This window comes from Pseudomonas sp. NPDC087639 (assembly GCF_044743385.1).
Taxonomy (GTDB): domain Bacteria; phylum Pseudomonadota; class Gammaproteobacteria; order Pseudomonadales; family Pseudomonadaceae; genus Aquipseudomonas.
Map to the genome: position 1 here is coordinate 20,339 of NZ_JBIUWI010000040.1, position 25,825 is coordinate 46,163.

The following is a 25,825-nucleotide window of genomic DNA, read 5'->3' on the forward strand; positions in this document are numbered from 1 at the left end:
CGGTGTAATTCTGTTCCAGGGACATGAAACTACCTGTGGGGATTTTCGCAAAGGGCAAGGGTACGGTGGCGGACACAACCCTGCAAGTTCGGTGTAACGGGATTATTCGTCGCGACCTTCCATCATCGTGCGTTTCAGCATCACATAAACCGCACCGGCACCGCCGTGTTTCGCCTGGCACGAGCAGAAACCGAGCACTTGCGCATGCTGGCGCAACCAAGTGTTGACGTGACTTTTGATCATCGGTCGTTTGCCGTCCAGCCGCACTGCCTTGCCGTGGGTGACGCGCACGCAGCGGATTTCGAATTTGGTCGCTTCGGCAAGAAATGCCCAGAGGGTTTCCCGGGCCTTTTCCACGCTCATGCCGTGCAAATCAAGACTGCCTTCGAACGGAATCTGGCCGACCTTGAGCTTGCGCATCTGACTTTCCTGCACCCCGTCGCGCGCCCACATCAACTCGTCTTCCGGGCCGACGTCGATAACGAATTGATCGGACAGGCCATCAACGATGGTGGCATCGCTGCGCACGGTGGCGGACTGACGCAGCTTGGCGATCTGTGCGCGGTCAGCCTTGGGTTTGCCGGTGTCGGCGCGGTCGTGCTTGATCGGCTTGACGCCTTGGATCGCACTTTTGAACAGGGAAAAATCGTCGTCTTGCATGTCAGCCTCCGCGAAGGGCGGCCAGTTTACCCAAGTCGAAACAAAACGGCCCGGCAAAAAGCCAGGCCGTGGAGTCAGTCGTGTTTTTTCATCAGGTGCGGGGACATGTTCAGTTCCCGCGATTGCCGGGCGCGACGGCGGCATCTACGCCAAAGGGCCACGCCGAAATACAGAAACAGCAAACCGACCGCCAGAATGATCGCCGAGCCCATCGGCGTGGCATTCAAATCGCCGAGTGCTGGTGGGCGCCCGAGCAGGCTGGCCGCCCCAGCCATCGCCAGCAGCACACCGAACGTCGCCAGAATGGCGGCGATCGCAGCGCCGAAGCGAAAACGCCAGTTGCTTTGGCCTTTTGGCCGCAAGCGGCGTGCGTCAAATCCATCGGATAACTTCATTCCGACCTTCCTCAATGGGTATCGGCCCTTCGACCGGGAGTTGACCGGGTTGTTCCTGAGGCTATGGCATTTGCGGCAAATGAGAGGACTTTGTGGATGAGCGGCGCGCTGAACCGCTCATCAAGGCGCTATCAGATCAAGTCTTGAGTCAAGGCAAGGGTAGCGAAATTGTCGGCCATGATCGCCATTTCGGCTTCCTGCACCAGTTCGGCGCTGAGTACGCGCCCCTTGAACGGCAGATCACGGGTGGCGCAGGCATCTTCGACCAGCGTGCAACGGAAACCCAGATTCTTCGCCGCCCGTACAGTGGTGCTGACGCTGGAGTGGCTCATGAAGCCGCAGACGATCAAGTCCAGCGAGCCAAGGTTTTGCAGGCGGTCAAGCAACTCGGTGCCATGGAAAGCGCTCGGCAGCAATTTGCCGATGATGGTTTCGTCGCCCTGCGGTTCGAGGCCGGGGATGAACTCGCCGCGTTCGCCCTGCGGGTCGAACAGGCCTCCGACGGTGCCGAGATGACGCACGTGCACGATCGGCCGACCGGCTGCACGGGCTGCGGCAACCACTTGTTTGATGTTCGCGACGGCCGCGTCCATGCCGCTCAGGGCCAGCGGGCCACTGAGGTACTCTTTCTGGGCATCGATGATGACCACAGTGGCATGGCTCAGTGTGGCCGCTGCGTAACCGCGACCGCTGAGTTGAAACATCGTTTTTGGAACGGACATTCTGGGGCTCCTTGGGGTGGGGCTTTTGCGACATTGTCCTCTGGCTGAGCGCTTCTGTGAATCGCTACCATCGTAGGTGCCGTCGTTACTGGCCTGCAGCCTTGTCAAGTTACACGTTCTGTTCAATAGCTGATGCAAAAAATAGAAATCTCCTACCGTCGCGCCGGTGTTTTTCCTGCGTCGTCGTGGCGCGTTTTGGCTGGTAGAATCGCCAGTCGTTTTTTCTGGAGTTCTGCCCCGTGATCACTTCCCGACTTCGTACCCTGCGCGACCACATCCGTTGGGCCGTCAGCCGCTTCCATGGGGAGGATCTGTTTTTCGGCCATGGCACCGATAACGCCTGGGACGAAGCCCGGCAGTTGGTGCTGGGCGCTTTGCACCTGCCGTGGGAAATTGCCGACAGTTATCTTGATTGTGCGCTGGAGGATGACGAACTGGTCAACCTGCAACGTCTGCTCAAACGCCGCATTGAAGAGCGCATCCCGACCGCTTATCTGCTGGGGGAGGCGTGGTTCTGTGGCATGTCGTTCATCGTCGACGAGCGCGTGCTGATCCCGCGTTCGCCGATTGGCGAGCTGATCGAAAACCGTTTTGCGCCGTGGATCGGCACTGAGCCGGCGCGGATTCTAGATCTGTGCACGGGCTCTGGCTGCATCGGCATTGCCTGCGCCTACGAATTCCAGAACGCCGAAGTGGTGCTGGCCGATCTGTCGTTCGAAGCGCTGGAAGTGGCTAACCAGAATATCGAGCGCCACGGCGTTGATGAGCGTGTGTACACCGTGCAGGGCGATGGTTTCGACGGATTGCCGGGTCAGCGTTTCGACCTGATCGTGTCGAACCCGCCTTACGTCGACGCGGAAGATTTCGCTGACATGCCGGACGAATACCAGCATGAGCCTGAGCTGGGCCTGGCCTGCGGTGATGACGGTCTGAATCTGGTTCGGCGCATGCTCGCCGAAGCGGCGGATCACCTGACCGAGAAGGGTTTGCTGATTGTCGAGGTGGGCAACAGCCAGGTGCACGTTGAAGCGTTGTACCCGGAAGTCGACTTCGCCTGGCTTGAGTTCGCGCGCGGCGGGCATGGCGTGTTCATGTTGACGGCGGAGCAGTGCCGCAATCATCAGGCGCTGTTCGCTTCCCGCGTTTAAAAGCAAAAGATCGCAGCCTGCGGCAGCTCCTACACCGGTCTCTGTAGGAGCTGCCGCAGGCTGCGATCTTTTGATTTACCGGTGCGTAGCAATCCAGATCAGCAACCCGGCCTGAAACACCGCAAACGCCACCAGACAGGTAATGGTGAAGCGCAGCCCGGCGTCTTCACGTTTGAACTTGCTGACCTTCTCTTCCTGCTTCTTCAGCTTCACTTCTTGCTCCGCCAGGTTTTGCTCGGCCTGCTGAAGCATCTGCGCCGCTTCCAGAATCTCGACGATCTGCAGCTTTTCGCTGTTCCAGTCGCCGAGCAAGTCACCGACCTGAACGTCCTTGATGCTGCCCTTCAAATGCTGGGCATCGGCGTAGACCACTTCGAAACCGTGGACTTTCAGGAAATGATCACGACGCAGGCGGGTGTCTTCGTTCAGCGCGTCCTTGTTGTTCAAGTCCAAGCCGTCGACGGTGTAGGTCGGCCAGCGTTTTTTCGCCCAGTTGATCCCTTGCGCGGCCATGAAACGGCCGATGCCACGGTTCAACGGTTCGATCTGCAAGCCGCTGTCCGGGCCGAAGCGCACACGCTTGGTGGTGTGATCGGCCCACACATCGAGGTGATTCTGTTCTTTGCGTACCCGTTGGCTCGGCAGTTTGATCGCCAAGCGCATCAGGCTATGTTCTTTGCTGTGGCGTTCTGCGTAACCGAACTCGACAAAGCGTAACGGCCGGCCACCGGTGTGACGATCGGTCTGCAGCGGTGCCAGGCGGAGCATCTTGTGGTGCTCGACGTGGACATCCGCCCACGGCAGCTCGACCGCTGGCGGTGCGTCTTTTTCAGCGGTGGTGTCGGGTGAAGTCTGGGTATCAGTCATAACGGCGAGATCCTGTCCAAGCCCTGCTTGTCGCCAGCCGATACGCTGGCGACACAGGCTTATCGGCCGCTTTCTTCAGGACTGGAGGGCAAACCGCGCTTAACGGGTGCGAAGTCCGTCAATAAACTCGATGATTTTGCTGCCCAGTTCAGCGGCCAACGGCAAATTCGGGTCCTTGTAGGAGGCCAATTGCCGCTTCATATCGTTATGCACGATGCGCAGAACATGGTTCATGCCTTCGATCACCGCCAGTTCGGCGTCGGGTTTGGCAGCCTTGAGCAGCTTCGCGTCTTCGGTGCCGACCTGAATATCGTTGCTGCCCTGAACAATCAGCGCTGGCATCTGCAATTGTGCGAATGCTTTTGCCGGGTCTTGGCGAAACAGCGAAATCAGATACGGCTGCACGCTTGGGCGGAAAATCACTTGCAACGGCGCCGGCACGTTGTCGTCGGTATGACCGGCCTTGAGGCTGTCGAGCAGTTCGTTGCTGCGCAGCATCAAGGGGGGCGGCAGGCTGCGGGCCAGCTGCTCGCGGATCACCTGATCGACCGGCCGGGCGCTGCCGGACAGGGAAATAACCGCAGCGGCATCGGCACCCGGCGCGGCCAGCGTGGCGATCAGGGCGCCTTCGCTGTGGCCGAGCAGAATCAGTTGGCCGAACCGTGGATCGGCCTTGAGCTTACGCGCCCAGGCCTGGGCGTCGGCGACATAGGCTTCCACCGACAGATTGCGCTCATCAGGCGTGGCGGCGAGGCTCGCGGCCACACCGCGTTTGTCGTAACGCACACTGGCGATGTTGTGTTTGGCCAGCACCCACGCCAGCCGTTTAAGGCTGTCATTGCGCCCGCCGTCGGGGTTGTTTCCGTCACGGTCCGTAGGACCTGAGCCTGAAAGAATGAGGACAACCGGCACCGGACTGTCGGACTTGGGCAGCAACAGCGAGCCGAAAAGTTCTCCGCTACCAGTATCCAAAGTCATCGGACGCTGTAGGACTGTCGCCTGGGCAAAGCCAGTAAAGAGGGTAAGACTCAAGATCAAAACTCGCAGCATCATCACGCCATCATTCGCCAAGGTGCCGGTTGGACTCACCAACACCGCTAAGGTTCGAGGATGAACTACTCGGTTAGCCTGCGTATACTGGCGCGCATCACGAATTTGGGTTTGATTTCACGGAGCGTCCTGCATGTCCGGCAATACCTACGGCAAGTTGTTCTCTGTCACCACCGCTGGCGAAAGCCATGGTCCGGCGTTGGTCGCCATTGTCGACGGCTGCCCGCCGGGCCTGGAGATTTCCATCGAAGACCTGCAGCGCGACCTTGATCGCCGCAAGCCCGGCACCAGCCGCCACACCACTCAGCGCCAGGAGGCCGACGAAGTCGAAATCCTCTCCGGCGTGTTCGAAGGGCGCACCACCGGCTGTTCCATCGGCCTGCTGATCCGCAACACCGACCAGAAGTCCAAGGACTACTCGGCGATCAAGGATCTGTTCCGTCCGGCCCACGCCGACTACACCTACCACCATAAATACGGCGAGCGCGACTACCGTGGCGGCGGCCGTAGCTCCGCGCGTGAAACGGCGATGCGTGTGGCGGCCGGTGCGATTGCCAAGAAGTATCTGGCGAGCCAAGGCATCGTCATTCGCGGCTACATGAGCCAGCTCGGCCCGATCGAAATCCCGTTCAAGACCTGGGATTCGGTCGAAGACAACGCCTTCTTCAGCCCTGATCCGGACAAGGTTGCGGAGCTGGAAGCCTACATGGATCAGTTGCGCCGTGATCAGGACTCGGTGGGCGCGAAGATCACCGTCGTCGCCGAAGGCGTGATGCCGGGCCTGGGCGAGCCGATTTTCGACCGCCTCGACGCGGAACTGGCCCACGCACTGATGAGCATCAACGCGGTGAAAGGCGTGGAAATCGGCGCCGGTTTCGCCTGCGTCGCCCAGCGCGGCACTGAGCATCGCGATGAGCTGACTCCGGAAGGCTTCCTCAGCAACAACGCTGGTGGCATCCTCGGCGGTATCTCGTCTGGTCAGCCAATCGTTGCGCACCTGGCGCTGAAGCCGACGTCGAGCATCACCACCCCGGGCCGTTCGATCGACGTCGATGGCAACCCGGTCGACGTGATTACCAAGGGTCGCCACGATCCGTGCGTTGGCATCCGTGCCACGCCGATTGCCGAAGCGATGATGGCCATCGTGCTGATGGATCATCTGCTGCGTCACCGTGGCCAGAACGCCGATGTACGGGTGAGCACGCCGGTGCTGGGTCAGCTTTAATGGCAGACCTCAAAGCCGTCGCGGCATAACCGGCGTGGCGGCGCTCCCTTACTGGCGGCTGTCCAGTTTCTACCTGTTCTACTTCGCCTTGCTCGGCTCGACGGCGCCGTTCCTGGCGCTTTACTTCGATCACCTTGGCTTCAGCGCCGCCCGCATTGGTGAGCTGGTGGCGATCCCGATGCTGATGCGCTGCGTGGCGCCGAACATCTGGGGCTGGCTGGGTGATTACACCGGCAAACGCCTGGCTATCGTGCGCTTCGGCGCGGTGTGCACGCTGCTGACCTTTTCGCTGATTTTCGTCAGCAAGACCTACGCCTGGCTGGCGATGGTCATGGCGTTGCATGCGTTCTTCTGGCACGCGGTGTTGCCGCAGTTTGAAGTCATCACGCTGGCGCATTTGCAGGGCCAGACCTCCCGTTACAGCCAGATCCGCCTGTGGGGTTCGATCGGTTTCATCATCACCGTGGTCGCGCTGGGTCGCCTGTTCGAATGGCTCAGCCTCGACATCTACCCGGCGGCGCTGGTGTTGATCATGGCCGGCATCGTCCTCAGCAGCTTGTGGGTGCCGAACGCGCAACCGGTACAGGGCAATCGACCAAATGGGGACGGCTTTCTCAAGCAGTTGCGCAGTCCTGGCGTTCTCGCGTTTTACGGCAGTGTCGCGCTGATGCAGATGAGCCACGGGCCTTATTACACGTTTTTGACCTTGCACCTGGAACGCCTCGGCTACAGTCGCGGCGTAATCGGCATGCTTTGGGCAGTTGGTGTGGTCGCCGAAGTGCTGATGTTCATGGCCATGAGCCGGATTCTTGCGCGTATCTCGGTGCGCCGGGTGCTGATGGCCAGTTTTCTGCTGGCGGCGCTGCGCTGGGTACTGCTCGGTTCGTTCGCCGAATTCCTGGGTCTGCTGTTGTTTGCGCAGGTTCTGCACGCGGCGACCTTCGGCAGCTTTCACGCCGCTGCCATCCAGTTCGTGCAACGTAGCTTTGGTGCGCGGCAGCAAGGCCAGGGGCAGGCGTTGTATGCGGCACTGGCCGGTACCGGCGGTGCGTTGGGCGCTTTGTATTCCGGCTACAGCTGGAATGCCCTCGGCTCGACATTGACCTTTAGTATTGCCAGTCTCGCTGCGCTCGCTGCTGCCGTTATCATTGCCACACGTATGCAAGAGGACAGGCCATGAGCCTTACGCGTGAACAACTCGCCCAGCAAATCGTCGACGCCGGGCGTTTTCTCTACGGTCGAGGCTGGTCGCCGGCCACCAGCAGCAACTATTCGACACGCCTGTCGTCCAGCGAAGCGCTGCTCACCGTATCCGGCAAGCACAAGGGGCAGTTGGGTCTGGATGATGTGCTGGCCACCGACTTTTCCGGTAACAGTCTGGAGCCGGGTAAAAAACCGTCCGCCGAAACCCTGCTGCACACTCAGCTCTATAGCTGGCGCCCTGAAATCGGAGCGGTGCTGCACACCCATTCGGTGAACGCCACGGTGCTTTCACGGCTGACCCCGGAAGATTTCATCGAGTTCGAAGACTACGAGCTGCAAAAAGCCTTCAGTGGCATTTCGACCCACGAATCCCGGGTGCGCGTGCCGATTTTCGACAACGATCAGGACATTGCGCGCCTTGCCGCCAAGGTGCAGCCTTGGCTCGATGGCCATCCCGATTGCGTCGGCTACCTGATCCGTGGCCACGGCCTCTACACCTGGGGCGCGCAAATGAACGACGCGCTACGCCAGATCGAGGCCTTTGAATTCCTGTTTGAATGCGAGTTGAAAACTCGCAGCGTCATGAACCGCCAAGGCTGACTTCACCAGAACCAGCCCTTTTGCCTGATGAAATGCTGTGCCCGACCGGTCTGCAAGAACCGGACGGCAAGGCCGATACCGAGGAATTGCCCCAATGAGCAGCCTGTCCGTCTATCACATTTCCAGCCCTGAGATTCCAAACAAGGTGCTGACCCATTTCGAAGACATCGCTTCCACCCTGGCCGAGCAGGGCGTGCGGTTCGACCGCTGGCAAGCCGCCGCAAAGATCCAGCCCGGCGCGACACAGGAAGAAGTGATCAGCGCTTATCAAGAGCAGATCGACAAACTGATGACCGAACGCGGTTACGTCACCGTCGATGTCATCAGCGTCAACAGCGATCACCCGCAAAAAGCCGAATTGCGCGCCAAGTTCCTTGAAGAACACCGCCACGGCGAAGACGAAGTACGCTTTTTCGTCGCTGGCCGTGGGCTTTTTACCCTGCACATCGACGATTACGTTTACGCCGTACTCTGCGAGAAGAACGATCTGATCTCGGTACCTGCCGGCACCAGGCACTGGTTCGACATGGGCGAGCATCCTCATTTCGTGGCGATTCGCTTGTTCAACAATCCTGACGGCTGGGTCGCCAACTTCACCGGCGAAGACATCGCCGGCCGCTTCCCGCGTCTGGAGGACTGAGCCGATGTCGATCAAAGTCATTCTTACCGACATCGAAGGCACCACCAGCGCGGTGAGTTTCGTTTTCGACGTGCTGTTCCCGTATGCGGCCAAACATCTGCCGGACTTCGTGCGGCAGAACGCCGAACGTGCCGATGTCGCCGAGCAACTTGACGCTGTGCGCCGCGACAGCAACGAGCCGCAGGCTGATGTTGAACGTGTTGTCGAGATTCTGTTGGACTGGATCGCCGAAGACCGCAAGGCCACGCCGCTAAAGGCGTTGCAAGGCATGGTCTGGGAGCAGGGCTATCAGGCCGGGCAGTTGAAGGGCCACGTTTACCCGGATGCTGTTGAAGCACTTCAACGCTGGCATCAGGCGGGTTATCAACTATTTGTGTATTCGTCCGGTTCGATCCAGGCGCAGAAGCTGATCTTCGGCTGCTCTGAGGCGGGGGATCTGACGCCGCTGTTCAGTGGTTACTTCGACACCACGTCCGGGCCCAAGCGCGAGGCGCAGTCTTACACCAACATTCAACAGGCGATTGGTGTTGAACCTGCGCAGATTCTGTTTCTGTCAGACATCGTGCAGGAACTCGATGCGGCTCAGGCTGCCGGTTTGCAAACCTGCGGTCTGGCCCGTGAAGGCGGGGAGTTGGCGGGGCATGTGACGGTCGATAGTTTTACCGGAATTGAACCGGAAGCGTTCTAAAGCACCCACAAGGAAACGGCGCACAAACAAACAGGCCGTGAAGCGCATGCTTCACGGCCTGTTTTGTTTAAGGGTTTGAATTACAGCGAGTGATAAGTCGGCAGGGCAAAACGCTGCTGGCTCTGCAACATCGCAATTTGCGGCAGTTCGCTGGCCTGTTCGGCCAAGTCACGGCGAATCGCACTGATCGCCCACGACAGTTGGTCGCCGGCATGCAGTTGTTGATAGGTGAGGGCGCGCTTGAACACTTTGCCGTCGGCACTGCGCAGGGTCAGCAGAATCCCGCCATCGGGACGCGGCGCAGTGGTGACGTCGAAGTTGGAGAACAGGGAGGTAAATTTTTCTTGGATCAGGCTCATGTTTTTCAGCTCCGTATGCACTTGAATGGCAAGCATGCAGAGGAGGTTGCAGTGATTGTGCCAGCAGTCGATAAAATTAAAATCCATATAAATCAATAAGTTAAAAAATTTAAAATTTAAACGGGTCGTGCAATCTGCATGAATGGCCATCGTGCATCCTGCATTTTGCGGGATCGTTCTCGATTCTACGGAACCAATTGATAAAGCCAGGATCAGCGCCGTCGCCGTTGAGCCTGCGGATACAAAACATTGCAAAAACCGCGTGTACAGGCCGAGAAGCGCTGACGTATTTTCGGTCTCGACCGTCGCACAAGATCGCCGGTTGCCTCACCCAGTCGCCCGACAATAAAAACACCGGCCAACGCCAAGGCCGAACGGGGAGCTTCCATGAGTCACGCGCCAAGCGACACGATTACCTGGGGCATGATGCTCCGCAAACTGCCGATGATCGCCAAAGCCATCCCTCGGGTGGTTAAAGGCATGAAGGTGGCCAACGTCACGGATCCGACCCAAAGCTGTGGCCTTGGCTGGACATTCGAACAAGCGACTCTGCGCAATCCTGATGGGCCGGCGTTATTGCAGGGCGATGTGTTGCTGACCTATGCGCAGGTCAACCAGTGGGCTAATCGTATCGCCCACTATCTGAACGGGCAGGGCATCGGCAAGGGCGACGTGGTGGCGGTATTCGTCGAGAATCGCCCGGAACTGCTGGTGACGATACTGGCGCTGGCCAAGGTCGGCGCTGTCAGCGCGCTGCTCAATACCTCGCAGACCCGCGACACACTGATCCACAGCGTAAACCTTGTAGCGCCGGTGGCGATCGTGGTCGGCGAAGAGTTGGTGCCCGCATTTGCTGCGGTGCGCGAGCAGGTGTCGATTGCGCCGCAGCGCACTTGGTTTGTCGCGGATCAGGACACCTACAGCCACCCGGGCATTGCGCCCGAGGGCTATGTCAATCTGATCAGCGCCAGTGCCGACGCCAGCAGCGATAATCCGTCGAGCAGCCAGCAAGTATTTTTCGATGACCCTTGTTTCTACATCTACACCTCCGGCACCACCGGACTGCCCAAGGCGGGGGTGTTCAAGCACGGCCGCTGGATGCGCAGTTCCGCCAGTTTCGGCATGATCGCGCTGAATATGCGCCCGGACGACGTGGTTTATTGCACCTTGCCGCTGTACCACGCCACCGGCCTTTGCGTGTGCTGGGGCTCGGCGATCAATGGCGCATCGGGTTTTGCGATCCGCCGCAAATTCAGCGCGAGCCAGTTCTGGAGCGACGTACGCCGCTATCGCGCGACCACCATCGGCTACGTCGGCGAGTTGTGCCGCTATCTGGTCGATCAACCGGCCAGTGCCGATGACAGCCGTCACGGCGTGCGCAAGATGATCGGCAACGGTTTGCGCCCGGGCGCCTGGGCGCAATTCAAGACACGGTTTGCGGTGGATCACATTTGCGAACTGTATGCGGCGAGCGACGGCAATATCGGCTTCACCAACATCCTCAACTTTGACAACACCATCGGCTTTTCCCTGATGGCCTGGGAGTTGGTCGCCTACGATCACGACAGCGGTGAGCCTCTTCGTGGCGATGACGGTTTCATGCGCAAGGTCGGCAAGGGCGAGCAGGGGTTGCTGCTGGCACGGATCGACGAGAAGGCACCGCTGGACGGTTACACCGATCCGCAGAAGACCGCCAAGGTCGTGCTGGACGATGTGTTTAACAAAGGCGACCGTTTCTTCAATACCGGTGACTTGCTGCGAAATATCGGCTTCGGTCATGCCCAGTTTGTTGATCGGCTCGGCGACACCTATCGCTGGAAGGGCGAAAACGTTTCGACCACAGAAGTCGAAAACCTTCTGCTACAGCATCCGCATATCTCCGAGGCGGTGGCGTATGGCGTGGAAATCTGCAACACCAACGGTCGCGCCGGGATGGCGGCGATAACCCCGGCTGAATCTCTTGCGACCCTGGATTTTGCAGAACTGCTGACCTTTGCACGGCAACGCATGCCGGCCTACGCCGTACCGTTGTTTTTGCGGGTGAAGGTGAAAATGGAAACCACCGGCACCTTCAAATACCAGAAAACCCGGCTGAAAAAAGAAGGTTTCGACCCCGGCCAGACGGGCGATGACCCGATCTTCGCCTGGCTGCCCGGCACGCAGACCTATGTGCAGGTCACCGATGAAGTTTTGGCTGAAATTCATCAGGGCAAATACCGTTATTGATTGTGGCTATAGGCAATCTTGAGAAAAAGAGGGTGACAGCTATCGTCTTGCTCGGGAAAACTGTCGGCTTTCCGATTGACCGAAGTGGAGTTGCCTAATGTCCGACCAAAGCCGCCAGATGACCCCTGAAGAGGCTGCCGAATTTGCCGAGCAGGTTTTCAACAAGGCGCGTGAGGGTGATGCCGCGATGATGGCGGCGCTGCTGACTAAAGGGTTGCCACCGAATCTTCGCAATCACAAGGGCGACACATTGTTGATGCTCGCGGCTTACCACGGCCATGTGGAAACCGTGAAAGTTCTGCTGGAACACAAGGCCGACCCGGAAGTTCGCAACGACAATGGCCAAAGTCCGATTGCCGGTGCTGCTTTCAAAGGCGATCTGGCGGTAGTCTCGGCGCTGGTCGAGGGTGGCGCGCAGGTTGAAGGCTCGTCCTTCGATGGCCGCACTGCGCTGATGATGGCTGCGATGTTCAACCGTGTTGAAATCGTTGATTACCTCATCAGCAAGGGCGCCGACCCGAAAGCCAAGGATGCCAATGGTGTTTCCGCGCTGGACGCGGCGCGGACCATGGGCGCGGTCGATACCACCGCGCAACTGGAAAAACTGCTGGGTTGATCAGGTCAAAAGATCGCAGCATTCGGCAGCGCCTGCACTGATCTGCTGTAGGCGCTGCCGAAGGCTGCGATCTTTTGCTTTTCTGCGCTATCCTTCGCGCCCTCAAAATCTACCCTCGCCATAGGATCCGCCCTTATGAAAGCCGCACTCGTCGAACTCATCAGCAAAATCAGTTCCGGCTGCATGGGCGAGGACGAGATCCTGAACGTGGCCGATGAAGCCGCTCAGGCCTACGCCGATGCCGACGCGTTTCTGGCCGCCAATCCGGACATCAACTATGACGACACGTTCCCGATGCCGCTGGGCGAATGGGTCGTCGTCGGCAGCCTGCCGGAAACCGTAATGTTTCAGGCCGACACCTACGTCGACCTGTTCGCGCAGATTGTTGCTTCGTTCGGCCCGAGCGTGGATTTCAACCTCAAGCCCAAGCAACTGGCCAAGACCGAAGCGTTGACCGCACTCAACCGTATCCAGGTGCAGATGAGCAGTCTGAGCAAGGAAAACGGCGGTTACACGCTGATGAACTTCAGTCAGTTGCTCGACGATGAGCTGCAAGTGGTGCTGGTCTACGGCAACGATGTGCCACGGGTGCTGGAACTGTGCGCCGAGGTCGGCATCGCCGCCGCACCGTCGCTGGAAGCGCTGAGGATCGCCGTTCACGTCTGAGCGTAATAAAAGGGAACCCTGCGCTGGCCCGTCTATCCTAAAAGTGCATGCCACTATTCTGGAGCGACACCATGGGTTCGACGTTTAACGGTCTGATCGGTCTGATCATTCTCGCCCTCGACATCTGGGCCATCATTAATGTGCTGAAAAGCGGCGCGTCCACCGGGATGAAAATTGTCTGGGTGCTGCTGATCATCCTCCTGCCGGTGCTGGGCCTGATCATCTGGGCAATCGCCGGGCCGCGGGGGAATGTCCGAATCTAGCCGCTACTTTCGAGAACAACTCGAAACCTGTGGTAGCTGGCAAGCCAGCTACCACAGGGATTGTGCCAAGCCGATGGCGCGAGGTTCGACCTGTCATCTTCGGCAACGTAGAATGCGCGCCTTTCCCGGACAATCGTCGCCACGATTGGCGCCCGCGCATTCATCGGAGCACGTCACCATGACAGTCACCAAAACCAGTGAGTACCTGGAAACCCTCTACGAAGGCTACGGTCAGCGGTTTCGCATGGAAAAACTGCTGCACGAAGTGCGCACCGAACACCAGCATCTGGTGATCTTCCAGAACCCGCGAATGGGCCGGGTAATGGCGCTTGACGGCGTGATCCAGACCACCGAAGCCGACGAATTCATCTACCACGAAATGCTCACCCACGTGCCGATCCTCGCCCACGGCACCGCCAAGCGCGTGCTGATCATCGGCGGCGGTGACGGCGGCATGCTGCGGGAAGTGGCCAAGCACGGCAGTGTCGAGCACATCACCATGGTCGAGATCGACGGCACCGTGGTCGACATGTGCAAGCAATTCCTGCCGAACCATTCCAAGGGCGCCTACGAAGATCCGCGTCTGAACCTGGTGATCGATGACGGCATGCGTTTTGTCGCCACCACCACCGATAAATTCGACGTGATCATCTCCGACTCCACTGACCCGATCGGCCCGGGCGAAGTGTTGTTCTCGGAAAACTTCTACCAGGCCTGCCACCGTTGCCTGAACGAAGGCGGCATCCTCGTGACTCAGAACGGCACGCCGTTCATGCAGATCGACGAAGTCAAAACCACTGCCGGCCGCCTGCGCAGCCTGTTTCCGGACTGGCATTTCTATCAGGCCGCTGTTCCGACCTATATCGGCGGCTCGATGACGTTCGCTTGGGGTTCGACCAACCCGGCCTACCGCAAGTTGAGCTGTGAAACCCTGCGACAGCGTTTCATCGGCAGCGGCATTGTCACTCGCTACTACAACCCGGAAATTCACATCGGTGCGTTTGCGCTGCCGCAGTACGTACTGCAGGCGATCAACAAGCCAGGCAACGACTGAAAATCACGCAACTCCTACAGCGGATGTAACTTTTTTCATGTTCGCTCGCAGCAATCCTTTTGAACGATCAATCCGGCCAAAAGTCGAGATAGGTGTAAGCCCATTTGCGGGTTTGATCGAGGAGGCACCGATGCAAAAGTGGAAAGTCACTTTCGTGGACGATCATGGTGAAATTGTCGATGAGGTCTTCGAGCGTGCGGAATGCCCAAGCGACGATGAAGCTGCTCGACTGATCAAGGAACGGCTCCTGCCTGTCGCCGCCGAACTGGATCTGAACGATCTGGAAGGGCGCACTGCCGATGCAGGCGTCAAAAGCCTGAAAACCCAGAACAGCATCGAAATCCGCAGTATCACTCCCATCTGAAATTCTTCTTGTCACTTGAAGCACCAGGCCTTGGCAGCAGCTCTATCTTGGGGCTACTCTGCAAGCGAGATCAGCGAACGGATCGCTAAGGTCTGGTCTTGTCAGCTACATGCTTGTTTCCCGCGCGCAACCACGTTGCCGTAGTACTTTGGCCAGTAAGGCCCGGGGCGGGAATACGGAAAGTCTATCCATCTATCCGAGGGGGACGATTCATGAGCACAGCCTATCAAGAAGACATCAGCAGCAATGTACTGCGCCGCATGAAAGAAGGCGGTTTCGATTTTTCCCGATTCCATCCCATCGAGTTTTACGCCATTTTCCCGGACGAGGAGCGGGCGCGCAGGGCGGCAGGCAAGTTTCGCGGTGAATCCATCAATGCCCAGGTCAGCGCGCGCGACGACGGCGCGTGGTCTCTGGAATTGAGCAAAGTGATGTACGCGACCTATGACGATATCGGCGATTTCGAGCAGGGCTTTTCGGCGGTGGTCGAGCCCTTGGGTGGCATCATCGAAGGCTGGGGCGTCAAGCAGGAGGTGCGTAACCGCTACCGTTTGAACTGATCTCTGGTAATCAACGCAAGCAACGGCTGACCTTTGGGTTGGCCGTTGTCGTTTTCGGCTTGCTTGAATTCCCGTGGCAAAACCCTGAAACAAGAATCCGAGGCAAAAAAAAGCCACCGGAGAGGGTGGCTAAAAGGGAAGACCGATAAGGAGAGGAAACCGGTCAGGGTTAAGGCTTTGAGGGCCGCAAAGGCAGTCCGGATCGATTGGGCTGAAGGCTTCATCGGGGGAAGTTTTTTCAGCGGATGCGCGGATTATCCGCAGCCAGCCGCGAGCAGTGAAATCAACTCTGACTATGCTGGTGATAGGCGACAGCACTGCGTCGCAATGAGGCGGGGGCAATCAGGTTGGGGCATTTGTCGCACAGGAATGGTGCGGCGTCTGTGGCGTGATTATCCAACCGATTGAAATCAAAGCGTTTATGCCGATGGCACGGGCCTTGCGATGGTCTGGATGTCCGGGTGACAAGGAGTACGGCATGATCCGCACCTATTTTGATGAGATGTACGATGCCGGCGGCCAGGTCCGCCCGCATTACCGGGAGTTTGCCCGGTGGTTGGCTGACACGCCTGACGAGCTGTTGGCCCAGCGGCGCCGCGAGGCCGATCTGCTGTTCCATCGTGCCGGCATCACGTTCACGCTCTACGGGGACGAGCAGGGCACAGAGCGCCTGATTCCTTTCGACACCATTCCGCGCAGCATTCCCGCCAGTGAGTGGCGGATTGTCGAGCGCGGCTGCATCCAGCGGGTCAAGGCGTTGAACATGTTCCTCGCCGACCTCTATCACGAGCAGCGCATCATCAAGGCCGGGATTATTCCCGCCGAACAGGTGCTGGCCAACGAGCAGTATCAGTTGGCGATGCAAGGGCTGGATCTGCACCGCGATATCTATTCGCATATCTCCGGCGTCGATCTGGTGCGCGACGGCGACGGCACCTATTACGTGCTCGAAGACAACCTGCGCACACCGAGCGGCGTGAGCTACATGCTTGAAGACCGCAAGATGATGATGCGTCTGTTCCCGGAGTTGTTTTCCGCCCAGCGTATCGCGCCTATCGATCATTATCCGAACCTGCTGCTCGACACGCTGAAAAGCTCAAGCCCGATTGACGATCCGAGCGTGGTGGTACTGACGCCGGGACGCTTCAACAGTGCGTTCTTCGAGCACGCCTTTCTGGCTCGAGAAATGGGCGTCGAACTGGTGGAAGGTGCGGATCTGTTTGTGCGCGATGACAAGGTCTTCATGCGCACCACCGATGGCCCGAAAGCGGTGGACGTGATCTACCGCCGCCTCGACGACGCGTTCCTCGATCCGCTGGCGTTCAATCCGGATTCGATGCTTGGCGTACCGGGCCTGCTGTCATCCTATCGCTCCGGCAATGTGGTGCTGGCCAACGCCATCGGCACGGGCGTGGCGGATGACAAATCGGTGTATCCGTTTGTCACCGACATGATCCGTTTCTACCTCGATGAAGAACCGATCCTGAAGAACGTACCGACCTGGCAGTGTCGCAATCCGTCTGAACTTTCCCATGTGCTGGCCAATCTTCCGGATCTGGTGGTCAAGGAAACACAGGGTTCCGGTGGTTACGGGATGCTGGTGGGGCCTGCTGCGACAACCGCGGAAATCGATTCCTTCCGCGAGCGCATCAAGGCCAAGCCCCATGCGTACATCGCGCAACCGACGCTGTCGCTGTCGACCTGCCCGACCTTTGTCGAAAACGGCATTGCGCCGCGCCATATCGACTTGCGGCCATTTGTCTTGTCCGGTCGCGAAACCCGGGTTGTGCCCGGTGGTTTGACCCGTGTCGCCCTGCGCGAAGGCTCCCTGGTGGTGAATTCTTCCCAGGGTGGCGGAACCAAGGACACCTGGGTGGTCGAGGATTGAAGGAAGCTTGCCATGTTAAGTAGAACTGCCTCGGATCTGTATTGGATGTCGCGTTACCTGGAGCGGGCGGAAAACCTCGCACGGATGCTCGACATCAGTTATTCGCTGTCGCTGATGCCGCAAGACGGTCGCGGTGACGGTTTGCACGAACTGGCCATGCCGCTGCTGATTACCGGCACCCTGGATGATTACCTCGAGCGTCACGGTGCTTTGCATGCCGAACGCCTGCTGCATTTCTTCGCCCTCGATGCCGCCAATCCGGCGAGCATCTATAGCTGTCTCGGCGCGGCGCGGGCCAGTGCGCACGCGGTGCGCGGGCGCATCACCGCAGACATGTGGGAAAACATCAACGCAACGTGGCTGGAAATTCGCGGGATCGCCGAACAGGGCTTGAGCCGCTATGGCATGAGCCGCTTCTGTGAATGGATCAAGGAGCGTTCGCACCTGTTTCGTGGCGCGTCCTACGGCACGATCATGCGTAACGATGCGTTTCGCTTTATTCGCCTGGGGACGTTCATCGAGCGCGCCGACAACACGTTGCGACTGCTCGACGCGCGTTACGAGATGGCCGGCGATCAGGCCGAAGCCGTCAGTGACGGGACGGCCCACGCGTATTACCAGTGGAGTGCGTTGCTGCGAGCGTTGTCGTCTTTCGAGGCCTATACCGAAATCTATCGCGATGCGCCCGGCGCCCGACATGTCGCCGAGCTGCTGTTGTTGCGCGCTGATGTACCACGCTCCCTGCGTGCCTGCACCGAAGAAATCGACCAGATACTCGCCCAGTTGCCAGGCGCCAACGGTCGTCCCGCGCAACGTCTGGCGGCCGAAATGGACGCACGTTTGCGCTACACCGGCATCAACGAAATTCTCGAGGAAGGCCTGCACGCCTGGCTGACCGAGTTCATCCCATTGGTGCGCCAGTTGGGCAACGCCATTCACAGTTCCTACCTGGAGGCTGCATGAGACTTTCCATTAGCCACGAGACCACCTATCACTACGAAGATCAGGTGCGGGCGAGCATCCAGTACTTGCGACTGACCCCCCACGACAGCGAGCGGCAGCATGTGCTGAGCTGGCAGCTCGACCTGCCGCGCCCGGTGCGCGCGCAACTCGATCCGTTCGGCAACATCCTCCACGTGCTAACCATGGACGAGCCGCACGAATCGATCATCATCGGTGCTCGTGGTCAGGTCGACATCGACGAATTGCGTGAGGCCGAGCATGAAAGCCAGTCGGCGTTGCCGTTTCTGCGGTTCACCCGGTTGACCGAGGCGGACGAGGCGCTACGCGCGTTCGCGGCAAAATCCTGCAAGCAGCGTCGCGACCGCACCGCACTGATCGATTTGATGCACGGCCTGAATCAGCACATGACCTACACGCCGGGTTCCACCGAAGTCGACACCAGCGCTGCCGAGGCTTTCGCCGGGCGCTCGGGCGTTTGTCAGGATCACACCCACGCGTTTCTGGCCTGCGCGCGCAGCCTGGGGATTCCGTCGCGGTATGTGTCGGGGTATCTGTACAGCGAGGATTGCGAACACCTGGCCAGCCACGCCTGGGCGGAAGCGTGGCTGGATGACGCCTGGTACAGTTTTGACGTGACCAATGAACTGGCGCGACCTGAGCGGCACCTGAAACTGGCGGTGGGTCTGGATTACCTCGATGCCTGCCCGGTGCGCGGCATGCGCCGAGGTGGTGGGTGTGAGCAGATGCATGCGAAGGTGTTTGTGTCGCCGACGCCGGCGCCGGTGATCTCTGTGCAGCAGCAATAAACACCGAACCCCTGTAGGAGCGAGCCTGCTCGTGACAGCAATCTGTCAGCCAGTACATGCAAGGCTGGCACACCGTTATCGCGAGCAGGCTCGCTCCTACATTGGATCTGTGTTCAGGGCTTGTTTTTGCGCCCGGCCATGTGCTGCAAATACCCGATCAACATCTGCAAATCCCCATCCGGCAGCACATCCGCAGAAAACCCCGGCATCTTCGCCTGCGGCCACTGACGCAAACTCTGCGGATCACGAATGTAGCGCTTGAGGAAATCTGCACCGAAATACTCGGTCGGGTTATACGGAATATTCAGATCCGGCCCGAACTGCGCATCCCCTGCGCCGTTCAAGCGATGACACGCGAGGCAGTTTTTCTGAAACAGCGCAAAACCCTGATTGACCGGGTCATTGGCCTTTAACGCAGGATCTGGCCGGAGGGCAGGAAAACGCTCGGCCACCGGCGCCATGCGCTTGATGCTGGCGACTTGAAACGGCCATTGTTCCGGGCTGATATTCCCCGCTTGCGGATCGGTCCACACCAGATAAAACGGCCCAGCGCTGTGTTTGCCCTCTGACAACGGCGGCCAGGGTTTGGCCGGGTCCTCGATGGCCAGCCAGGCCCGCGCGCCTTTCTGATTGAGCAACGGCGCAGCGGCAAGCTCGGCGGCAAAGCCATCCAGTGCGACCGCTTGCAGATGATCCTCAGGTTTGATACCGGTCAGCAACGCCGCGACGGGCAAGGCGCGATAGGTCATGTCCTTCTTGTAGGACACGTCGCTTTTTACCGTAAGCGTTTGTACCTGAGGATGCTTGAGCAGCTCCTCGGTCTGCCAGGTGCGGCTATTTGCGCCCAACTGCAAATCCAGTTGCGCGGCAGACAAGGGCATGCTCAGCAGCATGGCCCCAAACACAATGAGCGCTTTCAAATGATCGCCGTCCATGTCGTGGAAGTGCGCAAAGGTTGGCACAGCCACGCTGGCCCGGGTAGCGGGCCAGTCACATTTTTAGTGGCGAATTACAGCACCTGCCGCTTGAACTCAGCCGATGACCTTGGTCAGGTTCGGCAAAATCAACAACAGCGTCGTGGCGAAAAGAATGAGTCCTGCTTGACGAACTTTCGGTTGTTTGAACATGGCTTGACCGCCTTTATTGTTATTTCCTGATGCTTGCCTGCATATCCATGACGGCAAGCGCTGCACTTCCTGTTGAATGACGCCTGCCTCGGCAAAACCCGACGGCCATGACGTACATGTCTTACCTTAGGGCCCGCGTCACGCTTGGCTTAGATCCATTTCATATGTACTTGCTGCTGAGTGCGATTAAAAAGGCATGAGGCGTATTGCCAGCTTCTTTGCCGCCCGCTTGCTAGACAACTCGCCGACCTGAACCGGTTCACCCAATCGCCGATGACCGTCCGTCTGAGCGTGCGCGTCAATGTCATTGAGCGCTGTGGTCATTGAATCCGTGACCGTCGGGGACAACAGTGACAGTACGAAATTCACTCACCGCGCAGGTTCGAGGACGTCATGACCCAAGCTTTGATTTTCGACGCGTTACGCACGCCCCGTGGCAAAGGCAAGGCCGACGGCGCCTTGCACAGTGTCAAACCGGTAAATCTGGTGGCAGGTCTATTGACCGCGCTGCAAGAGCGCACCTCACTGGACACCAGCCAGGTCGATGACGTTGTGCTCGGCTGCGTTACGCCGATTGGCGATCAAGGCTCGGACATCGCCAAAACTGCCGTGCAAGTGGCCGATTGGGACGTTAGCGTGGCAGGTGTGCAGATCAACCGGTTTTGCGCTTCAGGACTGGAAGCGGTCAACCTCGGTGCCATGAAGGTGCGCTCGGGTTTCGAAGACTTGGTGGTGGTCGGCGGCGTCGAGTCGATGTCGCGGGTGCCGATGGGCAGCGATGGCGGCGCCTGGGCGCTGGACCCCCAGACCAATCTGCACAGTCACTTCACGCCACAGGGGGTGGGGGCGGATTTGATCGCCACCCTGGAAGGCTTCAGCCGCCAGGACGTCGATGCCTACGCGCTGTACTCACAACAGAAAGCCGCGCGGGCGCGGGCCGATGGCTCGTTCAACAAATCGTTGGTGCCGGTGCAGGATCAAAACGGCATCATCTTGCTCGATCACGATGAGTTCATTCGCGCCGAATCGACGCTGGAAGGGCTGGGCAAGCTCAAGCCGAGTTTTGAAATGATCGGTCAAATGGGTTTCGACGCGACCGCGCTGCGTGTTTACAGCCATGTCGAGCGAATCAATCACGTGCACACACCGGGAAACAGTTCCGGAATCGTCGATGGCGCGGCGTTGATGCTGATCGGCTCCGAAGCCAAGGGGCGGGCGCTGGGCTTGCAGCCTCGGGCGCGCATCGTCGCCACGGCGGTCACCAGCACCGATCCGACCATCATGCTCACCGGCCCGGCGCCGGCCACTCGCAAAGCGCTGGCGAAGGCTGGCTTGCGTGTGGAAGACATCGACCTGTTTGAGGTCAACGAAGCGTTTGCCTCAGTAGTACTGAAATTCATCAAAGACATGGCGGTCGACCCGGACAAGGTCAACGTCAACGGCGGCTCCATCGCCATGGGCCACCCGCTGGGCGCCACCGGTTGCGCGATCCTCGGCACCCTGCTCGATGAACTTGAAGCCCGGCGTCTGCGCTACGGCCTGGCGACGCTGTGTGTCGGCGGCGGCATGGGCATTGCCACCATCATCGAACGTCTCTGAGTCCCGAATTCAAGGAACCCTGTTATGAGCGAAGCCATTCGTTACGAAAAAGGCCAGGACGCGATCGTCGTTTTGACCATCGACATGCCGGGCCAGAGCGCCAACACCATGAACGCGGTCTACCGTGAGGCCATGGCCGCCTGCGTCGCCCGACTTGTCGCGGAAAAAGACAGCATTGCCGGGGTCATCATCACGTCGGCGAAGAAAACTTTTTTTGCCGGCGGCGACCTCAATGAGTTGATCAAGGTTGGCAAGCCCGAAGCCAAAGCCTTTTATGACATGGTGCTGACCCTCAAAGGGCAACTGCGCACTCTGGAAACTTTAGGTAAACCGGTGGTCGCGGCCATCAACGGTGCGGCACTGGGCGGTGGTTGGGAAATCTGTCTTGCCTGTCATCACCGGATAGCGTTGGACGATGCGTCCGTGCAGATCGGTCTGCCGGAAGTGACTCTCGGTTTGTTGCCGGGCGGCGGCGGGGTGGTGCGTATGGTGCGCATGCTTGGCATCGAGAAGGCGCTGCCGTATCTGCTCGAAGGCAAAAAGGTTCGTCCGCAACAGGCGTTACAGGCCGGTTTGATCGATGCGCTGGCGACGGATCGGGATGAACTGCTGGCCAAGGCTCGCGAGTGGATCGTTGCCAATCCGACGGCGGTGCAGCGTTGGGACGTGAAGGGGTATCAGATCCCGGGCGGTACGCCGTCGAATCCGAAAGTCGCACAGATGCTGGCGATAGCACCGTCGATCCTGCGCACCAAAACCCAAGGCACGCTGCCGGCACCGGAGAAGATTCTGTGTGCGGCGGTGGAGGGCGCTCAGGTCGATTTCGACACCGCGCACCTGATTGAAACCCGCTACTTCACAGAGTTGACCACCGGCCAGATCTCCAAAAACCTGATCGGCACGTTCTGGTTTCAGCTCAACGAGATCAATGCTGGTGGCTCACGGCCGCAGGGCTTTGTGCCTTATAAAACGCAGAAAGTCGGCGTACTCGGCGCCGGCATGATGGGCGCGGGGATCGCTTTTGTCAGTGCCTCGGCCGGCATCGAAGTGGTGCTCAAGGACATCAACCTCGCTGCAGCCGAGAAGGGCAAGGCCCATTCGGTAGCGCTGCTCGACAAGAAAGTAGCCCGTGGGCAAATGACTGCTGAACAGCGCGAAGCGGTGTTGGCGCGAATTCATCCGACTGAAACCGATACCGACCTGGCCGGTTGCGATTTGATCATTGAAGCGGTGTTTGAGGATCGCGAACTGAAAGCCAAAGTCTCGGCGGCCGCGCAGGAAATTGTCGGCGCCGACGCTGTAATTGCCTCCAACACCTCGACCTTGCCGATCAGCGGGCTGGCGACTGCCGTACCCGATCAGAGCAAATTCATCGGCCTTCATTTCTTCAGCCCGGTCGAGAAAATGCCGCTGGTGGAAATCATCAAAGGCGCGCAGACCAGCGAGGAAACCCTGGCGCGGGGTTTCGATTTCGTTCTGCAAATCAAGAAAACCCCGATTGTGGTCAACGACAGTCGCGGATTTTTCACTTCGCGGGTATTCGGTACCTTCACCAATGAAGGCATCGCCATGCTCGGCGAGGGCGTGAGCGCACCGATGATCGAGACCGAAGCGCGCAAGGCCGGGATGCCGGTCGGGCCTCTGGCGATCTCTGACGAAGTTTCCCTCAGCCTGATGAGCCATATCCGCAAGCAAACGGCCAAAGACCTGCAAGCGGAAGAGAAACCGCTGATAGATCATCCGGCGTTCGCCGTGATTGACTTGTTGCTCAATGAATACAAGCGTCCCGGCAAGGCCGCTGGTGGCGGTTTCTATGAATACCCGGCTGGTAGCCAGAAGCATTTGTGGCCCGAGCTGAAGACTCGCTTCGAGAAGGCTGACGGGCAAATTTCGCCGAAGGATGTGCGCGATCGCCTGCTGTTCGTGCAAGCCATTGAAACCGTGCGCTGCGTGGAGGAGGGTGTCCTGACTTCGACGGCGGACGCCAACGTCGGATCGATCTTCGGCATCGGCTTCGCTGCTTGGACCGGCGGTGCCCTGCAGTTCATCAATCAATACGGGGTAAAGGATTTTGTCGCCCGTGCGCAGTATCTGGCCGAACAATATGGCGATCGGTTCGCGCCACCGGCCCTGTTACTGGAAAAAGCGGCGAAAGGGGAGCTGTTCTAAAGGGTGGGAAGCCAATCCGGGGCTTGCCTTGCCAGGGTGTTTCAAGGCAGGCTCTGGGGTGTTCATTATTCCCATCACGTGTCAGGTATTTTTTATGTCGCTACGCATCTGCATTCTGGAAACCGACATCCTGCGTCCGGAACTGGTCGATCAATATCAGGGTTACGGGCAGATGTTTCAGCGCCTGTTCTCGCAGCAGCCGATTGCCGCCGAGTTCACCGTCTACAACGTGATGCAGGGCGAATACCCGAGCGATGATCAGACTTTCGACGCGTACCTGGTCACCGGCAGCAAGGCCGATTCGTTTGGCACCGATCCTTGGATCCAGACCCTCAAGGACTATCTGTTGACCCGTTACGAGCGAGGCGACAAATTGCTTGGCGTGTGTTTCGGTCATCAACTGCTGGCGCTGCTCCTCGGTGGCAAGAGCGAACGCGCCACGCAAGGTTGGGGCGTCGGCACTCACAACTACAAACTGGCGGCCAAGGCGCCGTGGATGAGCCCGGTGCGTGAAGAACTGACGTTGCTGATCAGCCACCAGGATCAGGTGACTGCGTTACCGGAAAACGCCACGGTAATTGCTTCGAGCGATTTCTGCCCGTTTGCGGCGTACCACATCAACGACCAGGTGCTGTGCTTCCAGGGGCATCCTGAGTTTATTCACGACTATTCCCGTGCGCTGCTGGATCTGCGTCAGGAAGCGTTGGGCACGCAGATCTATAGCAAAGGCTTGGCCAGCCTGGAGCAAGAGCATCATGGCGCTACGGTGGCGGAGTGGATGATGCGCTTTGTGGCGCACAAGCCTGAAGCTAAAGCCGTTTAAAGTCTGATGCGGAATTTGTGATGAGGGAGCAATCCCTCACCACAGAATTACAACCACCCTGACTTCTTGAAACTCGCCCACAAACTCACACACCCCACCGTAATAAACCCCAGCACGGCAAAATAGCCGTAGTGCCAGCTCAACTCCGGCATGTTCTGGAAGTTCATTCCGTAAATCCCCGCTACCGCGGTCGGAAAGGCCAGAATCGCCGCCCATGCCGCAAACTTGCGCTGCACCACGCTCTGCCGTGACGCTTCCAGCAACACTCCGATCTCAATGGTCTGGCTGGCAATGTCGGCCAGTGTCGTCAGGTCTTCCATCTGCCGAGTGACGTGAATTTGCACATCGCGAAAGTACGGGCGCATGTTCTTGTCGATGAACGGGAAACTCAGCTTCTGCAGTTCCTCGCTGATTTCCACCATAGGGGCTGCGTAACGGCGCAGGCGCACCACATCACGGCGCAGGCCATGGAGTTTCTGTACGTCACGTTCATTCAACGCACTGCACAACACGTTGCGTTCCAGCTCATCGATCTCGGCATGGATCGCTTCGCCCACTGGCTGATAGTTCTCGATGACAAAATCGAGCAACGCATAGAGTACGAAATCTTCCCCATGCTCCAGCAACAGTGGACGTGCCTCACAACGTTGGCGGACATGGGCGTAGGACGCCGAGTGGCCGTTACGCGCCGTGATGATGTAACCCTTGCCGGCGAAGATGTGGGTCTCGATGAATTGCAGAACCCCGTGTTCGCGAATGGGCGAGTAGGTGACGATAAACAAAGCGTCGCCAAAGGTTTCGAGCTTCGGCCGGCTGTGTTTTTCCAGGGCATCTTCGATCGCCAGTTCGTGCAGGTTGAACTGACGTTGCAGGTTGGCCAGTTCCTGAGCGTCTGGCTCTTCGAGACCGATCCACACAAAGTGCCCGGTTTTGGCGGCCCAGGCCGCGCCCTCATCGATGGCAATATTGGTGACTTTCTTACCCGCGCTGTACACCGCAGCGGCAACAACTCGACCCATGGTGGTGGTTCACTTCTTCTTGGCAGATGGCAGGGAATACAAGGCATCAGCTTAGCCGTGTCGCTGCTTCAGAGTCAGTGAAATCTGCACAGTTCACCCGGCAAAAGAAAACCCGCACAAGGCGG

Annotated in this window: 27 protein-coding genes; 19 read left to right on the forward strand and 8 right to left on the reverse strand. The window is 58.9% G+C overall.

Annotated elements, in window-relative coordinates:
* Window positions 1-102: 102 nt before the first annotated feature.
* The 3 genes from ACIOVB_RS17290 to ACIOVB_RS17300 all read right to left on the reverse strand — a co-directional run bounded on the left by ACIOVB_RS17290 (window position 103) and on the right by ACIOVB_RS17300 (window position 1,777).
* The gene (locus tag ACIOVB_RS17290) at window positions 103-660 is read right to left on the reverse strand and encodes a Smr/MutS family protein (protein ID WP_187680079.1); all 558 of its coding nucleotides are present in this window, start codon (window positions 658-660) and stop codon (window positions 103-105) included.
* A 74-nt stretch (window positions 661-734) separates the two neighbouring features.
* A complete protein-coding gene (locus ACIOVB_RS17295; protein WP_007914024.1) occupies window positions 735-1,055 on the reverse strand; it encodes a hypothetical protein in 321 nt (106 codons plus the stop codon).
* 131 nt (window positions 1,056-1,186) lie between these two features.
* Window positions 1,187-1,777 carry a cysteine hydrolase family protein gene (locus tag ACIOVB_RS17300; protein ID WP_053118675.1) on the reverse strand — a complete coding sequence of 197 codons (591 nt, stop codon included), beginning with the start codon at window positions 1,775-1,777 and terminating at the stop codon, window positions 1,187-1,189.
* A gap of 239 nt (window positions 1,778-2,016) precedes the next feature.
* Between ACIOVB_RS17300 and prmB the strand changes: the two genes are divergently transcribed.
* Window positions 2,017-2,925 carry a 50S ribosomal protein L3 N(5)-glutamine methyltransferase gene (gene prmB / locus ACIOVB_RS17305; protein ID WP_401269721.1) on the forward strand — a complete coding sequence of 303 codons (909 nt, stop codon included), beginning with the start codon at window positions 2,017-2,019 and terminating at the stop codon, window positions 2,923-2,925.
* A 75-nt stretch (window positions 2,926-3,000) separates the two neighbouring features.
* Here prmB and ACIOVB_RS17310 read toward each other — a convergent pair whose 3' ends face one another.
* Entirely contained in the window at window positions 3,001-3,792 is a 792-nt protein-coding gene (locus ACIOVB_RS17310; protein WP_401269724.1) for a hypothetical protein, read from the reverse strand.
* 99 nt (window positions 3,793-3,891) lie between these two features.
* Window positions 3,892-4,845: an alpha/beta hydrolase gene (locus ACIOVB_RS17315; RefSeq protein ID WP_401269726.1), complete on the reverse strand. Its 954-nt coding sequence runs from the start codon at window positions 4,843-4,845 to the stop codon at window positions 3,892-3,894.
* A gap of 130 nt (window positions 4,846-4,975) precedes the next feature.
* Here ACIOVB_RS17315 and aroC point away from each other — a divergent pair, with 130 nt between their 5' ends.
* The 5 genes from aroC (at window position 4,976) to mtnC (ending at window position 9,198) form a co-directional block, all read left to right on the forward strand.
* Entirely contained in the window at window positions 4,976-6,067 is a 1,092-nt protein-coding gene (gene aroC / locus ACIOVB_RS17320; protein WP_401269729.1) for a chorismate synthase, read from the forward strand.
* A gap of 34 nt (window positions 6,068-6,101) precedes the next feature.
* Window positions 6,102-7,247: an MFS transporter gene (locus tag ACIOVB_RS17325; RefSeq protein WP_401269730.1), complete on the forward strand. Its 1,146-nt coding sequence runs from the start codon at window positions 6,102-6,104 to the stop codon at window positions 7,245-7,247.
* Entirely contained in the window at window positions 7,244-7,870 is a 627-nt protein-coding gene (locus ACIOVB_RS17330; protein ID WP_401269733.1) for a methylthioribulose 1-phosphate dehydratase, read from the forward strand. Before ACIOVB_RS17325 ends, ACIOVB_RS17330 begins: the two co-directional genes overlap by 4 nt.
* A gap of 94 nt (window positions 7,871-7,964) precedes the next feature.
* Window positions 7,965-8,510: a 1,2-dihydroxy-3-keto-5-methylthiopentene dioxygenase gene (locus ACIOVB_RS17335; protein ID WP_401269735.1), complete on the forward strand. Its 546-nt coding sequence runs from the start codon at window positions 7,965-7,967 to the stop codon at window positions 8,508-8,510.
* A 4-nt stretch (window positions 8,511-8,514) separates the two neighbouring features.
* Window positions 8,515-9,198, forward strand: a complete 684-nt coding sequence (gene mtnC / locus ACIOVB_RS17340) for an acireductone synthase (protein ID WP_401269738.1) — start codon at window positions 8,515-8,517, stop codon at window positions 9,196-9,198.
* Between the two features lie 80 nt (window positions 9,199-9,278).
* Here mtnC and ACIOVB_RS17345 read toward each other — a convergent pair whose 3' ends face one another.
* Complete coding sequence (locus ACIOVB_RS17345) at window positions 9,279-9,557, reverse strand: DUF3509 domain-containing protein (RefSeq protein ID WP_095191301.1); 279 nt, start codon at window positions 9,555-9,557, stop codon at window positions 9,279-9,281.
* Between the two features lie 387 nt (window positions 9,558-9,944).
* On the opposite strand from ACIOVB_RS17345, the gene ACIOVB_RS17350 reads away from it, so the two are divergent.
* The 10 genes from ACIOVB_RS17350 (at window position 9,945) to ACIOVB_RS17395 (ending at window position 18,963) form a co-directional block, all read left to right on the forward strand.
* Window positions 9,945-11,783 (forward strand): long-chain-acyl-CoA synthetase, encoded by a 1,839-nt coding sequence (locus tag ACIOVB_RS17350; protein WP_401269741.1) that lies wholly within the window; start codon window positions 9,945-9,947, stop codon window positions 11,781-11,783.
* A 97-nt stretch (window positions 11,784-11,880) separates the two neighbouring features.
* Window positions 11,881-12,399: an ankyrin repeat domain-containing protein gene (locus ACIOVB_RS17355; protein ID WP_187680088.1), complete on the forward strand. Its 519-nt coding sequence runs from the start codon at window positions 11,881-11,883 to the stop codon at window positions 12,397-12,399.
* 135 nt (window positions 12,400-12,534) lie between these two features.
* Complete coding sequence (locus tag ACIOVB_RS17360; RefSeq protein WP_401269744.1) at window positions 12,535-13,065, forward strand: hypothetical protein; 531 nt, start codon at window positions 12,535-12,537, stop codon at window positions 13,063-13,065.
* 71 nt (window positions 13,066-13,136) lie between these two features.
* Window positions 13,137-13,328, forward strand: a complete 192-nt coding sequence (locus ACIOVB_RS17365; RefSeq protein ID WP_016773784.1) for a PLDc N-terminal domain-containing protein — start codon at window positions 13,137-13,139, stop codon at window positions 13,326-13,328.
* Window positions 13,329-13,506: 178 nt separating this feature from the next.
* Window positions 13,507-14,382, forward strand: coding sequence for a polyamine aminopropyltransferase (speE, locus tag ACIOVB_RS17370; protein WP_401269746.1), 876 nt, complete (start codon window positions 13,507-13,509; stop codon window positions 14,380-14,382).
* Window positions 14,383-14,512: 130 nt separating this feature from the next.
* Entirely contained in the window at window positions 14,513-14,746 is a 234-nt protein-coding gene (locus ACIOVB_RS17375; protein WP_085613485.1) for a hypothetical protein, read from the forward strand.
* 212 nt (window positions 14,747-14,958) lie between these two features.
* The gene (locus tag ACIOVB_RS17380; protein ID WP_003223226.1) at window positions 14,959-15,306 is read left to right on the forward strand and encodes a ribonuclease E inhibitor RraB; all 348 of its coding nucleotides are present in this window, start codon (window positions 14,959-14,961) and stop codon (window positions 15,304-15,306) included.
* A 478-nt stretch (window positions 15,307-15,784) separates the two neighbouring features.
* Window positions 15,785-17,194 carry a circularly permuted type 2 ATP-grasp protein gene (locus tag ACIOVB_RS17385; protein ID WP_187680092.1) on the forward strand — a complete coding sequence of 470 codons (1,410 nt, stop codon included), beginning with the start codon at window positions 15,785-15,787 and terminating at the stop codon, window positions 17,192-17,194.
* Window positions 17,195-17,206: 12 nt separating this feature from the next.
* The gene (locus tag ACIOVB_RS17390; RefSeq protein ID WP_007914063.1) at window positions 17,207-18,157 is read left to right on the forward strand and encodes an alpha-E domain-containing protein; all 951 of its coding nucleotides are present in this window, start codon (window positions 17,207-17,209) and stop codon (window positions 18,155-18,157) included.
* Window positions 18,154-18,963, forward strand: a complete 810-nt coding sequence (locus tag ACIOVB_RS17395; RefSeq protein WP_401269748.1) for a transglutaminase domain-containing protein — start codon at window positions 18,154-18,156, stop codon at window positions 18,961-18,963. The genes ACIOVB_RS17390 and ACIOVB_RS17395 overlap by 4 nt, the downstream gene beginning before the upstream one ends.
* 113 nt (window positions 18,964-19,076) lie before the next feature.
* Here the strand turns inward: ACIOVB_RS17395 and ACIOVB_RS17400 are convergent, their stop codons facing one another.
* Window positions 19,077-19,898: a c-type cytochrome gene (locus tag ACIOVB_RS17400; RefSeq protein ID WP_401269769.1), complete on the reverse strand. Its 822-nt coding sequence runs from the start codon at window positions 19,896-19,898 to the stop codon at window positions 19,077-19,079.
* A 585-nt stretch (window positions 19,899-20,483) separates the two neighbouring features.
* On the opposite strand from ACIOVB_RS17400, the gene ACIOVB_RS17405 reads away from it, so the two are divergent.
* From ACIOVB_RS17405 to ACIOVB_RS17415, 3 genes are all read left to right on the forward strand, one after another.
* On the forward strand, window positions 20,484-21,689 hold the full coding sequence (locus ACIOVB_RS17405; protein WP_401269751.1) for an acetyl-CoA C-acetyltransferase: 1,206 nt from the start codon (window positions 20,484-20,486) through the stop codon (window positions 21,687-21,689).
* A 24-nt stretch (window positions 21,690-21,713) separates the two neighbouring features.
* Entirely contained in the window at window positions 21,714-23,858 is a 2,145-nt protein-coding gene (locus ACIOVB_RS17410; protein WP_401269753.1) for a 3-hydroxyacyl-CoA dehydrogenase NAD-binding domain-containing protein, read from the forward strand.
* A gap of 94 nt (window positions 23,859-23,952) precedes the next feature.
* Window positions 23,953-24,681, forward strand: coding sequence for an amidotransferase (locus ACIOVB_RS17415; RefSeq protein ID WP_187680096.1), 729 nt, complete (start codon window positions 23,953-23,955; stop codon window positions 24,679-24,681).
* Window positions 24,682-24,728: 47 nt separating this feature from the next.
* Here ACIOVB_RS17415 and ACIOVB_RS17420 read toward each other — a convergent pair whose 3' ends face one another.
* A complete protein-coding gene (locus ACIOVB_RS17420; protein ID WP_187680097.1) occupies window positions 24,729-25,700 on the reverse strand; it encodes a magnesium and cobalt transport protein CorA in 972 nt (323 codons plus the stop codon).
* Between the last annotated feature and the right edge of the window lie 125 nt (window positions 25,701-25,825).